Genomic DNA, 12,724 nt, shown 5'->3' with positions numbered 1-12,724 from the left:
GCTCCCGGCTTGGCGGCGGAAGATCCCGCAGCCGAGCTCGTCACGCGCCTCGCCGGCGGATACCCGGGCGACCCCGGCATCCTCGTCGCACTCCTGCTCAACCACGTGACTCTCGCAGCGGGGGAGGCGCTCTGGCTGCCGGCCGGCAACGTCCACGCCTACCTGAGCGGCACCGGCATGGAGCTCATGGGCCCGAGCGACAACGTGCTGCGCGGCGGACTCACGCCCAAGCACGTCGACGTCGCCGAGCTGCAGGCCGTGCTCGATTTCACGCCCGGTCCGCCGCCGCGGCTCGCCCCGGTCCCGGTGGCGCCCGGCGTGGCCGCGTATCGTCCGGCGAGCGTGCCGTCGGGGCGGGATGTCGACTTCGAACTGCTGCTGGTGACGGCGGACGCCGTGCTCGACCTGCCGACGGCGTCCATCGCGGTCGCGCTCGACGGCGCATTCATCCTCGAGCGCGGAGCCGACCCCGCGCGCCTCGAGCGCGGCGGCATCCTGTTCCTCCCCGACCCGGGAGAGGTGCGCGTGACCGGCGCCGGCCGGCTGTTCATCGCCACCGGCCGCTGACGGGCTGCGATCCGCCGCGTCCGGGCGGGCATCCCGGCCCGATTCGGGACCCCGGGCCCGTGCGAGCAGGGATGCGCGCCGCCCGCCGCCCACACACAGAGGCGACCGGCCGGAGCGTGGGGGGAGTGCTCCGACCGGCCGCGTCATGCCGAGGATTCCTACAGCAGGTTGCCGGCCTCGGTGAGAACGCCCCGCAGGATCTGCTCGATCTCGGTGAACTCGGCGGGGCCGATGGTCAGCGGCGGCGAGAGCTGGATGACGGGGTCGCCGCGGTCGTCGGCGCGGCAGTAGAGTCCGGCGTCGAACAGGGCCTTCGACAGGAAGCCGCGCAGCAGGCGCTCGGCCTCGTCGTCGTCGAACGTCTCGCGGGTCGCCTGGTCCTTGACCAGCTCGATGCCGAAGAAGTAGCCCTCGCCGCGCACGTCGCCGACGATCGGCAGATCCTTGAGCCGCTCGAGCGTGGACCGGAAGATCGGCGAGTTCTCGCGCACGTGCTCGTTGAGGCTCTCCTCCTCGAAGATGTCCAGGTTCTCGAGCGCGACCGCCGCCGAGACGGGGTGCCCGCCGAACGTGTAGCCGTGGGCGAACGACGCGGTGCCGTGCGCGAACGGCTCGTACACCCGGTCGCTGACGACCGTGCCGCCGAGGGGCGAATAGCCGCTGGTGACCGCCTTCGCGAACGTGATCATGTCGGGCTGATAGCCGAACGTGTCGCACGCGAAGAAGTTGCCGATGCGGCCGAACGCGCAGATGACCTCGTCGCTGACCAGCAGCACGTCGTACTTGTCGCAGATCTCGCGCACGCGCTGGAAGTATCCGGGCGGGGGCGGGAAGCATCCGCCCGCGTTCTGCACCGGCTCGACGAACACCGCGGCGACGGTCTCGGGGCCCTCGAACTGGATCATCTCCTCGATGCGGTCCGCGGCCCACATGCCGAACGTCTCCGGGTCGCTCGTGGGCGCGCCCATCTCGGCGGCGCGGTAGAAGTTCGTGTTCGGCACGCGGAAGCCACCGGGGGTGACCGGTTCGAACTGCGCCTTGATGCCGGGCAGGCCGGTGATCGCGAGGGCGCCCTGAGTGGTTCCGTGATAGGCCACGGCGCGCGAGAGCACCTTGGTCTTCATGGGCTGCCCCTGAAGCTTCCAGTAGTTCTTCGCGAGCTTGAACGCGGTCTCGACGGCCTCGCCGCCGCCGGTGGAGAAGAAGACGTGGTTGAGGTCGCCCGGTGCGTACGACGCGAGGCGGTCGGCCAGTTCGATCGCGGCCGGGTGGGCGTACGACCAGATCGGGAAGAACGCGAGCTCGCTCGCCTGCCTCGCGGCGGCCTCGGCCAGGCGGCGACGGCCGTGGCCGGCGTTCACCACGAACAGCCCGGCGAGCCCGTCGATGTATCGCTTGCCGCGGGCGTCGAAGATGTGGTGGCCCTCACCGCGCACGATGATCGGCACGCCGTCGTCCATCGTGGACTGGCGGGAGAAGTGCATCCACAGGTGGTCCTTGGCCTTGGCCTGCAGCGCCTGCACGTCGTATGAGGTGGTCAGTTCGGTCGTCGTCGACATGGGTTATCGATCCTCCTCATCCGAGGCTACTCCGCGGCCCCGGCCCGCCGATATGCGCGGCGGCGGACGCTTCGTGCGGGAGCGGAGGGATGCCGGACACCCCGTCGTTCCGCGCATGCGGCGCATCCCCACCAGCCGTCCGGCATCTTCATAGCCGGCCCGTAGCCGGGCGTCGTAGGGTCGAGGCCATGGATACAGCCCGCCCGGTCGAGGACGACCACCTGGAAGTCACTCCCGAGGCGCTGAGGGCGATGCGCGACGAGTTCCAGAAGTTCCTGCTGGCCTACCAGTTCGGGCTGCGCGAGGTCGAGACGAAGATCACGATCCTGCGCGACGAGTTCCAGCACCTGCACGACTACAACCCGATCGAGCACGTGTCGAGCCGGGTGAAGTCGCCCGACAGCCTGGTCGAGAAGGTCGCCCGCAAGGGCGTCGACCCGGACTTCGAGTCGATCGCCGCGCACATCACCGACATCGCCGGGCTGCGGGTCACGTGCAGCTTCATCGCCGACGCGTACCGCCTCTTCGACCTGCTCGCCGCGCAGGACGACATCCACGTGCGCACCGTCAAGGACTACATCGCCGAGCCCAAGGCGAACGGGTACAAGAGCCTGCACGCCATCGTCGAGGTGCCGGTGTTCCTGTCGACCGGTCCGGTCACGGTGCCGGTCGAGGTGCAGTTCCGCACGATCGCCATGGATTTCTGGGCGAGCCTCGAGCACAAGATCTACTACAAGTACGACAGCCAGGTTCCCGAGACGCTGCTCGCGGAGCTGAAGGATGCCGCCGACTCGGCAGCACTGCTCGACGAGCGGATGCAGCGCCTCCACCGCGAGATCCACGGCGGCGCGGTGGGCGCCCGGGAGCTCCGCGGCGCCCGGACGATCGCGGTCTGATCGGCATGAGCGCGAGGGCGGATGCCGCGCTCGCCGCCCTGGTCGACGACGTGCGCACGAGGCTCGCGGGCGCGCCGACGGAGCGTCTCGGCGTGGTGCGGGCGGCGGGGCGCGTGCTCGGCTTTCCCCGTGCCGAGCGCATCGTGCCGGGGGATGCGGTGTGGCACCTGGGGGCGATGCTGGTGCGCTGCGACGGGCCCGCCGTGGAGGGTCTGCTCGCGACGGGCGAGATCCTGCGTGCCCGCGCAGAGGTGCGGCGCGGGTTCACCGCCGAGTCGCAGCGGGCTCGCGCGGCACGCGCGGCGGCCGCACGGCGCGGGGGATTCGACGAGGGCGAGACGGCGCACGTGGACGCCGTGCCGATCGATGCCGGAGCCCTCGTGGCGTCCGGCGTGTCCGGGCCGGTCAGCGTCGCGCCGGACGGAACGCTGCTGATCCGCTGGAGCCGCGCCGGTGCCCCGGTGCCCCTCGGTCCGTACCTCGACGAGCGCATCGACCTGCTGCAGCATCCGGCACCGGGCGCGTGACCGGCGTCCCGGGTTTCCGCCGGCGCCGATCCCGCTCGGTCGGCTCACTGTCGGGGGCCCGATTTAGACTCGTAGGGCTATGGCATCCACCCCCATCATCGTGAGCCCCACCGGTCCGAGGCAGCCCGCTGCAGGCGGCGATGCGGCGCGCCCCGACGCCGATCTGCTCGCCGGTCTCAACCCGCAGCAGCGCGAGGCCGTCGTGTACCGCGGGCCGGCGTTGCTCATCGTGGCCGGGGCGGGGTCGGGCAAGACGCGCGTGCTCACCCACCGCATCGCGTCGCTGCTGCGGGGTCGCGAGGCGTGGCCCAGCCAGATCCTCGCGATCACGTTCACGAACAAGGCGGCGGGCGAGATGCGCGAGCGCGTCGCCCAGCTCGTCGGCGACGCGTCGCAGGGAATGTGGATCTCCACCTTCCACTCCGCGTGCGTGCGCATCCTCCGCCGTGAGGCGGAGCAGTTCGGGTTCACCCGGTCGTTCACGATCTACGACTCCGGCGACTCGCGCGCGCTCATCAAGCGTCTCGTCAAGGAGCACGAGGCGGATGCCTTCGGGCACACGCCCGCGAGCGTGCAGAGCCGCATCTCCAAGCTCAAGAACGAGCTCGAAGACGCCGAGTCCTACGCCCGGCAGGCGAACATGGCCGACCCCGCCGAGCGCGTGTTCGTCGAGGTGTTCGGCGACTACCAGCGCGCCCTGCAGAAGGCGAACGCCTTCGACTTCGACGACCTCATCGGGCAGACCGTGTTCCTGTTCCGCGCGTTCCCGCACGTCGCCGACGTGTACCGCCGGCGGTTCCGGCACATCCTCGTCGACGAGTACCAGGACACGAACGCCGCCCAGTACGCGCTCATCCACGAGCTCACGCGCCCGGTGCAGGGCGAGAAGCACGAGCCGTTCGAATCCGGCGGCATGATGATCTTCGAACCCGAGCCGCAGGATCAGCCGGCCGGGGCATCCCTCACCGTCGTCGGCGACTCCGACCAGTCGATCTACGCGTTCCGCGGGGCCGACATCCGCAACATCTCCGAGTTCGAGCGCGACTTCCCGGGCGCCAAGGTGGTGCTGCTCGAGCAGAACTACCGGTCGACGCAGAACATCCTGGATGCCGCGAACGCGGTCATCCGCAACAACTTCGACCGTCAGGACAAGAAGCTCTGGACCGACTCCGGCGCGGGTGAGAAGGTCGTCGGGTTCACCGGCTACTCGCAGCACGACGAGGCCCAGTTCGTCGCCGACGAGATCGAGGCGCTGCATCGCGGGGGGCTCGCGTACAGCGACATGGCGGTCTTCTACCGCACCAACTCGCAGTCGCGTGCACTGGAGGAGATCTTCATCCGCGCGGCCGTGCCGTACCGGATCATGGGCGGCACCCGGTTCTACGAGCGCGCCGAGATCAAGGATGCTCTGGCGTACCTCATCGCGGTCGCGAACCCCTCCGACGAGATGGCGCTGCGGCGCATCATCAACCGGCCGCGTCGCGGCATCGGCGACGTCACGATCGAGACGATCTCGCGATACGCGGCCGACCAGCAGATCACGTTCCGCGATGCGCTGGCGAACGCCTCCGCCCTGGGGGTCGGCCCCAAGATCCAGGCCGCGGTCGCGCACCTCGACGCGGTGCTGGCCGAGGCGTCCGAGCTGATGCTGCCGGCATCCGGCGAGCTCGCCCCGCCCACCGTCGTGGCCGACGGGCTCGCGATGCTGCTCGAGAAGAGCGGGTATCGCATGGCTCTGCGCGCGAGCAAGGACGCGCAGGACGAGGCGCGGCTCGAGAACCTCGACGAGATGGTGGCGGTGGCGCGCGAGTTCGCCCGCAACAACCCCGAGGGCACCGTCATCGACTTCCTCGCCGAAGTGGCGCTGGTCGCCGACAGCGACGACCTCGACGACGAGGCGGGCCAGGTGTCGCTCATGACGCTGCACACCGCGAAGGGGCTCGAGTACGAGGCCGTGTTCATCACCGGCGTCGAAGAAGACCTGATCCCGCACCGGATCTCCGCCGGGGAGCCGGGCGGCCCGGCCGAGGAGCGGCGCCTCTTCTACGTCGGCGTCACCCGCGCGCGCAAGCGCCTGCACCTCTCGCTCGCGATGACCCGTGCGCAGTTCGGCGAGATCTCCGTCGCCATGCCGAGCCGGTTCCTGCAGGAGATCCCCGCCGAGCTCATCGACTGGCGCCAGTCGCCCGGCGACGTCAACGGACGCGGCGGCGCCCAGTCACGGGCGCTGAACGCCCGTCCCGGCCAGCGCGGCGGATCGGGCGGCTGGAACTCCCGCATCCGGCACGACGACCCGCCGGCGCTGAAGCCCCGCTCGACGTCGCTCGAGAAGTTCCCCAACCGCATCCCGGCCAAGGTGCGCGACAACGGCGACATGGTGCTCGCCGCAGGCGACCGCATCCGGCACGAGGACTTCGGCGAGGGACGGGTGGATGCCGTCACCGGCGAGGGTGCCAAGCGCGTCGCCCACGTGCGCTTCGACACGGCCGGCGCGAAGAAGCTGCTGATCAAGATCGCCCCGATCGAGAAGCTCTGACCGCGGTCGCCCGCCGTCGAACTCGGACTCCACCTGCCGAGACGGCGCGTCGGAGTGCCCGTACTCGCGGATCAACCCTCGAAGACATTAGAACTGTCTTAGCAAGGTGCGCCGACCGGCGTGCCGACGCGTCCGCGGGGCATCGGGGCTCTGCGGATCGAGCAGACGGGGGACTCATGGGCGCTCTGCCACGCCGTGCCGGCATCCTGACCACGATGGGCGCGACGCTCGCGCTCGCGATCTCGCTGCTGACGCTCGGGGCGCCGCAAGCCGCGCGCGCGGACAGCCCGGCCATCGCGACGATCACCGGGACGGTGACGGCGGAGACCGGCGGCGCTCCGCTGACCTTCCCGCAGATCACGCTGTACGTGCGGTCCGGATCGTCCTGGAAGTTCTACGACTTCACCTCGGGCGGGAGGGACGGCACCTACCAGTTCCAGAACCTTCCCGTCGGCACCTACACGCTCGAGTTCTCGCCCGAGCACGGCGACAACTTCGTCACCGAGTGGTGGAACAACGCCTCGACCGAAACGGCGGCGACCGCCATCACCGTCGGAACGGCCACGACGACCGTCACCGCCGACACCGCGCTCGCGACCGGGGCGACGATCTCGGGCACGATCACGTCGCCCGCGACGAGCACCTTCGCGCTCGTGCCGGACATGGAGCTGCTGGCATCCGACGGCAAGGGCGGATTCCAGGATGCCGGGCTCTGGGCGTATCCCACTCAGAACGGCGACGGCCAGTACAGCATCGTCGGGGTCCCGCCGGGCGAGTACACCGTCTACTTCGGCGACGACGCCTCGCAGTCCGACATCGCGCCGCTCTACTACGGAGAGGGGACGGCGGGCACGCCGAACGAGTGGGACGCGACCCCCTTCAGCGTCGCCGCCGGGGAGACGATCACCGGCATCGACGCCACGTTCGTGCACGGCGCGACGGTCACCGGGAAGGTGACGGACTACTGGGGGAACCCGCTTTCGAACGTCACGGTCGACCTCGGCCGTCGAGTCACGATCAACGGGACTGCGGAGTGGGATGTGTCGTCCGTGACGACCAACTCGTCAGGCTCCTACCGGGCGACCGCGCTGATCCCCGGCTCCTGGGTCACGACCTTCGCGAAGTCGGGATACACCGCCACCCTCTCTCCGGCCTCGGGCGCCTTCGGGCTGACCTCCGGCCAGCAGAAGTCGATGCCCACGATGAAGCTGTACCGCACGCTCACGTCGTCGACCCCGACGATCACCGGCACCGTCCGGGTGGGCTACCGCCTCACCGCGCACGCCGGCACCTGGACGTCCGGAACGACCCTCACGTACGCGTGGTACGCGAACGGCGCATACATCTCCGGCTCGGTGGGACACGCCACGTTCACACTCGGCTCCGCGCAGCGCGGCAAGACGATCACGGTGAAGGTCACCGGACGCAAGACCGGGTACACGACCTTGACCCGGGTCAGCAGAGCCACCGCGAAGGTCGGCTGAGCCCGGATCGGCGTCGCCGCTCCCAGGCGGCGCCCGGGTGATCCCGACGTAGGCTCGACGCATGGCTCTCTTCTCGAAGCGATCGTCCGCGCCCGAAGACCCCCGCGATGCGAAGGCCGACGAGGTCGAACCGCAGGTGGATGCCCCGGCGCCCGCCGAGCCCGAGGCATCCGAGCCCGCTCCGCAGGTCGGCATCTCGCTCTCGTCGTTCGACGGATTCGGTGCCGCCGCCCCGACGCCGTCCGCCGGCGACCCGCACGGCGACGACGAACCCGAGCCCACCCTCGCCGCCGCCCCGGTGCCCGACGGCGCCCCGCCGGCGCCGCGCGAGACGATCCCCGGTCTGCAGGACAACGTGCTGCTCGAGGACGCGCTCGCCGCGCTCGGCGAGGACCCGCAGGCGCACGAGCTGATCGGCGTCGCCCGCCAGCTGTTCCAGGGCCTCGTCTACCTGCGGGTGCAGGGCAACGCCGAAGAGGTCATGGCCCGTGGCGACAACCTCCCGCTCGCCATCGCGCACCGCGACGACGGCGAGTTCCTGCTCGTCTTCTCCGGCGGCAAGGGCATCGCCACCGCCGTGCAGCAGGACGGCGAGCAGGAATCGTCGGCCCTCGGCCAGACCGGCCCGGCCGTGCTCGAATACGTGCTGTCCGGCACGTTCGCCGGCATCATCCTCGACCACGGCTCCGCACCCGCATCCGTCGTGCTGCCGCGCACCCTGATCGAGCAGGCGTTCACCGAGCGCGACCCGGAGGGCACCATCAAGGCGCTGCTGAGCAGCCCGCGCACCGCCGAGGTGCGCGCGCAGGTGGCGCAGGCGCTCGCGACCTCACCCGTGTGGGTGGCCGCGAACCGCGAGTCGGAGGATGCCGAATGGGGCATCGCGCAGTCGCACAGCCCGTCGGGCGAGCGGATCCTCGAGCTGTTCACCCACCCGCTCGAGGTCGTCGCGGTCGGCCGCGGCGACCAGCCGGCGCAGATCGGCGGCGCGCAGCTGGCCGACATCCTCGCCGGCGACGCCGAACTCGCCGGCGTGGTGATCGACCCGGCGGGCCCGTGGATGCTGCTCAGCCGCGCCGAGATCTCCCCGCTGCTGGCGCTCGCCGGCACCTCGAACGAGTGAGGGACACATGACCGCCACCATCCTCGACCCGCGCACCGCGCTCATCGTCGTCGATCTTCAGAAGGGGATCGCGGGCTTCCCGTTCGCGCCGCCGATCGTGGCGGCCTCCGCGCGTCTCGCCGACGCGTTCCGGGATGCCGGCCTGCCGGTCGTGCTGGTGAACGTCACGGGCGGGGCGCCTGGCCGCGTCGAGGCGGTGCGCCCGCAGGTCGAGCGTCCGGCGGACTGGGCGGACCTCGTGCCCGAGCTGCATCCGGAGGCCGACGGCACGCTGTTCGTGACCAAGAAGACCTGGGGCGCGTTCCACGGCACCGACCTGCACGAGCAGCTGCAGGCCGCCGGCGTCACGCAGGTCGTCGTGACCGGCATCGCCACGGCGAAGGGCGTGGAATCGACCGCGCGCGCCGCGCACGAGCACGGCTACAACGTCACGATCGCGACGGATGCCGTCGGCGACATGGATCCGGCGGCGCACGCAAACGCGATCGAGCGCATCTTCCCGGCGATCGGCGAGACCGGCACCGTGGACGAGGTCATCGCGCTGCTGCCCCGGCCCTGACGCGCGAGCCGTCGGGGTGCGGGCGTCACTCGGTGCGGATGTTCCAGCGGTGCCCGAACGGGTCGACCACCCAGCCGGATCGATGGCCGGACCCGTCGAGCTCCACCGGGCGGTCCTCCGTCGCCCCGGCCGCGACGGCCGCGGCGCAGGTGGCATCGGGATCGGCGACGCCGAGCACCACGGCCGCGGTGCTGCCCCCGACCGTCGTAGGCGACACCGCGCCGAAGCGCGGGAACTCGTCGGAGAGGAACAGGATCGCCCCGTCGATGGTCAGCGTGGCGTGGGCGAGCCTGCCGTCGGCGTCGTAGCGCTCGACGATCTCGGCGCCGAACGCGCGCCGGTAGAAGTCGAGGGCCGCCGCCCCGTCGGACACGGTGAGGTACGGGGTGAGGGTGGTCATGCCACGACCGTAGCGACCGGCGCCGGCCGTGGCGAGGCCGTCGCGCGGCCGGTAGCGTGGCGAGCATGGCCCCTGAGCGGATCACTCTGACCATCCCCGGCCCGCACGGCGACCGCGAACTGGGACTGTCCAACCCCAACCGTGTCATCTGGCCGGAGCTCGGCATCACCAAGCACGAGTTCGTCGAGTATCTGCTCTCGGTCTCCGGGCCGTTCCTGGCCGCCAACGGCGACCGGCCCGTGTCGCTGGAGCGCTTCGGCGAGGGCATCGACGGCGACAGCTTCTTCTCGAAGAACCCGCCCAAGGGCGCCCCCGACTACATCGAGTCGGTCACCGTCCGGTACAACAGCGGGCGGCGGCATCCTCAGCTCGTGCTCACCGAACCCGCCGCCGTCGCGTGGGCCGCCCAGATGAACACCATCGTGTTCCACCCCTGGGCGTCGGTCACCGCGAACACCGACAATCCCGTCGAGCTGCGCATCGACCTCGACCCGCAGCCGGGCACCGCTTTCGCCGAGGCGGCGGCCGTGGCCCCGGCCCTGCGCGAGGTGCTCGCCGAGGCCGGGCTGGACGCCTGGTTGAAGACCAGCGGCAACCGCGGCATCCACGTGTTCTGCCCGATCGAGCCGGCCCACGAGTTCCTCGACGTGCGGCACGCCGTGATCGCCGCCGGGCGCGAACTCGAGCGCCGGATGCCGGACAGGGTCACCATGAACTGGTGGAAAGAGGAGCGCGGCGAGCGCATCTTCATCGACTTCAACCAGGCCAACCGCGACCGCACCATGGCCGGCGCCTACAGCGCCCGGCCCCTGCCCACGGCGACGGTGTCGACGCCGATCACGTGGGAGGAGCTCGCGGCCGGGGTGGATCCGGCATCCTTCACGGTCCGCTCGGTGCCGCAGCGTCTCGCCGACGCCGGCGACCCGTGGGCCGAGTTCGACGCGAAGCCCGGGCGCATCGACACCCTGCTGGAGTGGTGGCGGCGCGACCTGGAGAACGGGCTCGGCGAGCTGCCGTTCCCGCCTGAGTTCCCGAAGATGCCGGGCGAGCCGCCCCGCGTGCAGCCGAGTCGCATCAACCCGGAGAACTGGCCGCAGGCCGACGCCTGAGGGCATCCGGCTACTCCAGCACGTCGGCCAGGTCGTAGGCGTTCACGACGTCGAGCTGCGAGTACCCGCACGAGCGCGCATCGCGGTCCGGCCGCCAGCGCAGCAGCTGCACGGTGTGCCGGAACCGCCACCCCTCCATCTGGTCGAACTTCACCTCGAGCACCCGCTCCGGCCGCAGCGGCACGAACGTCGAGTCGCGCCCGGACTGGAACCGGGAGGCTTCGCCCATCGCCGTCACGACCCGCCCGTCGGCATCCTTCTCCACGAGCGGCTCCAGCTCGTCGATGAGCTCCAGGCGGCGCTTGTCGGTGAACGCCGACACGGCGCCCACCGGCACCAGCTCCCCGCCGTCGGTGTACAGGCCGACCAGCAGCGACCCGACACCCGCCCCCGACTTGTGCACCCGGTAGCCGAGCGCGACGACGTCGGCCGTGCGCGAGTGCTTCACCTTCAGCATCGTGCGCTTGCCCGGCGCGTACGGCGCGTCGAGGGGCTTGGCGACCACGCCGTCGAGCCCCGCGCCCTCGAACTGCTCGAACCACTGCGTCGCGGCATCCGGATCCTGCGTCGTGCGCGTCACGTGGATCGGATGCGGCACGTCGGCCAGCAGCTCGACGAGCCGCGCCCGGCGCCTCTCGAACGGCTGCGCCTGCAGATCCTCGTCGCCGACGGCGAGCAGGTCGAACGCGATGAACATGGCCGGGGTCTCGGCGGCGAGCTTCGCGACGCGCGATGCGGCGGGGTGGATGCGCTGCGTGAGCGCCTCCCAGTCCAACCGCTGGGGGTCTCCGGTGGGCACGACGATCTCGCCGTCGAGCAGGCACGGCCCGGGCAGCAGCCGGGTGAACGCGTCGACGAGCTCCGGGAAGTAGCGGGTCAGCGGCTTCGCCCCGCGGCTGCCGATCTCGACCGACTCGCCGTCCCACGCGACCAGGCCCCGGAAGCCGTCCCACTTGGGCTCGTAGCTGAAGCCCGGGCCGGGCGGCACCGCGGTGACCGCCTTGGCGAGCATGGGCGCGTGGATCTCGTAGCTCATGGTCTCCATGATGCCGTGCGGCCCGCCCGCCGTCAGGGTCAGACGAACGCGCTCATCCCGGTGATGTCGCGGCCGAGCAGCAGCGCCTGCATCGACTCGGTGCCCTCGTAGGTGTGGATCGCCTCGATGTCGGCCAGGTGCTGCATCACCCGGTTCTCGAGCAGGATGCCGTTGCCGCCGAGCAGATCGCGGGCGGTCTGCGCGACCCGGCGCGCGGCACGCGTGTTGTGGTACTTCGCGAGGGAGGCCTGGGTGGGGCGCAGTCGGCCGTCGCGCTCCAGGTCGGCCATCTGCCGGCAGAACAGCTGCATCGCGGTCAGCTCGTCGAGCATCCGGGCGAGGCGCTCCTGCACCATCTGGAACTTCGCGAGCGGCTTTCCGAACTGCACGCGCTGCGTCGCGTAGGCGAGCGCGGCCTCGTAGCAGGCGGTCGCGTGCCCGAGCGCCGACCACGCGACCCCCGACCGCGTGGAGTACAGCACCGTCGACGCGTCCTTGAACGAGTGCGTGCCCGGCAGCACCGCGTCGGCGGGCAGCTGCACGTCGTCGAGCACGATGTGGGCCTGGTGGATGGCGCGCAGTGCGATCTTGCCGGTGATGACCGTGCCGCGGTAGCCCGGGGCATCCTGCTCCACGAGGAAGCAGCGCACCTGCCCGTGGTCCGGATCGCCCTCGTCGTCGACGCGCGCCCACACGAACGTGATCCCGCCGGAGGCCCCGTTGCCGATCCACTTCTTCGTGCCCCGCAGCACCCAGCCGTCCGCCGAGCGCCGCGCGACCGTTTCGAGCGACACCGAGTCCGATCCGTGGTCGGGCTCGGTCAGCGCGAACGCGCCCAGCACCTCGGCGGACGCGAGCGGCTGCAGCCAGCGGTCCTGCTGCTCCCTGCTGCCGAAGAGGGCCAGGGTGCGCAGCGCGAGACCGCCCT

The 12,724-nt window shown here is 71.2% G+C and carries 11 protein-coding genes and 1 pseudogene; 8 read left to right on the top strand and 4 right to left on the bottom strand.

The window, feature by feature from the left end; genetic code table 11:
• A pseudogene (locus VJR25_RS00265) lies at positions 1 to 567 on the top strand (mannose-6-phosphate isomerase, class I); the annotation flags it as partial.
• Positions 568 to 725: 158 nt separating this feature from the next.
• On the opposite strand, the gene VJR25_RS00260 reads toward VJR25_RS00265, so the two are convergent.
• Entirely contained in the window at positions 726 to 2,126 is a 1,401-nt protein-coding gene (locus VJR25_RS00260) for an aspartate aminotransferase family protein (protein ID WP_324111320.1), read from the bottom strand.
• Between the two features lie 188 nt (positions 2,127 to 2,314).
• Here VJR25_RS00260 and VJR25_RS00255 point away from each other — a divergent pair, with 188 nt between their 5' ends.
• The 6 genes from VJR25_RS00255 (at position 2,315) to VJR25_RS00230 (ending at position 9,251) form a co-directional block, all read left to right on the top strand.
• On the top strand, positions 2,315 to 3,022 hold the full coding sequence (locus tag VJR25_RS00255) for a GTP pyrophosphokinase family protein (protein WP_324111318.1): 708 nt from the start codon (positions 2,315 to 2,317) through the stop codon (positions 3,020 to 3,022).
• A 5-nt stretch (positions 3,023 to 3,027) separates the two neighbouring features.
• Positions 3,028 to 3,549, top strand: a complete 522-nt coding sequence (locus VJR25_RS00250; protein ID WP_324111316.1) for a glutaminase — start codon at positions 3,028 to 3,030, stop codon at positions 3,547 to 3,549.
• Between the two features lie 79 nt (positions 3,550 to 3,628).
• On the top strand, positions 3,629 to 6,085 hold the full coding sequence (locus VJR25_RS00245) for an ATP-dependent helicase (RefSeq protein WP_324111314.1): 2,457 nt from the start codon (positions 3,629 to 3,631) through the stop codon (positions 6,083 to 6,085).
• Between the two features lie 176 nt (positions 6,086 to 6,261).
• Positions 6,262 to 7,569, top strand: a complete 1,308-nt coding sequence (locus VJR25_RS00240) for a carboxypeptidase regulatory-like domain-containing protein (protein WP_324111312.1) — start codon at positions 6,262 to 6,264, stop codon at positions 7,567 to 7,569.
• Between the two features lie 61 nt (positions 7,570 to 7,630).
• Positions 7,631 to 8,692, top strand: coding sequence for an SseB family protein (locus tag VJR25_RS00235; protein WP_324111310.1), 1,062 nt, complete (start codon positions 7,631 to 7,633; stop codon positions 8,690 to 8,692).
• Positions 8,693 to 8,699: 7 nt separating this feature from the next.
• On the top strand, positions 8,700 to 9,251 hold the full coding sequence (locus VJR25_RS00230) for an isochorismatase family protein (RefSeq protein ID WP_324111307.1): 552 nt from the start codon (positions 8,700 to 8,702) through the stop codon (positions 9,249 to 9,251).
• Between the two features lie 25 nt (positions 9,252 to 9,276).
• Here the strand turns inward: VJR25_RS00230 and VJR25_RS00225 are convergent, their stop codons facing one another.
• Positions 9,277 to 9,651 (bottom strand): VOC family protein, encoded by a 375-nt coding sequence (locus VJR25_RS00225; protein WP_324111304.1) that lies wholly within the window; start codon positions 9,649 to 9,651, stop codon positions 9,277 to 9,279.
• A 65-nt stretch (positions 9,652 to 9,716) separates the two neighbouring features.
• On the opposite strand from VJR25_RS00225, the gene ligD reads away from it, so the two are divergent.
• Positions 9,717 to 10,760 carry a non-homologous end-joining DNA ligase gene (gene ligD, locus VJR25_RS00220; RefSeq protein ID WP_324111302.1) on the top strand — a complete coding sequence of 348 codons (1,044 nt, stop codon included), beginning with the start codon at positions 9,717 to 9,719 and terminating at the stop codon, positions 10,758 to 10,760.
• Between the two features lie 10 nt (positions 10,761 to 10,770).
• Here ligD and VJR25_RS00215 read toward each other — a convergent pair whose 3' ends face one another.
• Together VJR25_RS00215 and VJR25_RS00210 are read right to left on the bottom strand one after the other, a co-directional pair.
• A complete protein-coding gene (locus tag VJR25_RS00215) occupies positions 10,771 to 11,796 on the bottom strand; it encodes an ATP-dependent DNA ligase (RefSeq protein ID WP_324111301.1) in 1,026 nt (341 codons plus the stop codon).
• A 38-nt stretch (positions 11,797 to 11,834) separates the two neighbouring features.
• Positions 11,835 to 12,724, bottom strand: an 890-nt coding sequence (locus VJR25_RS00210; protein WP_324111299.1) for an acyl-CoA dehydrogenase family protein, incomplete at its 5' end; no start/stop codon positions are given.

This window comes from Microbacterium sp. (assembly GCF_035277845.1).
Lineage (GTDB): Bacteria > Actinomycetota > Actinomycetes > Actinomycetales > Microbacteriaceae > Microbacterium.
The sequence above is the reverse complement of the archived record's forward strand: the minus strand, read 5'-3'. Positions and strand labels throughout refer to the sequence as shown.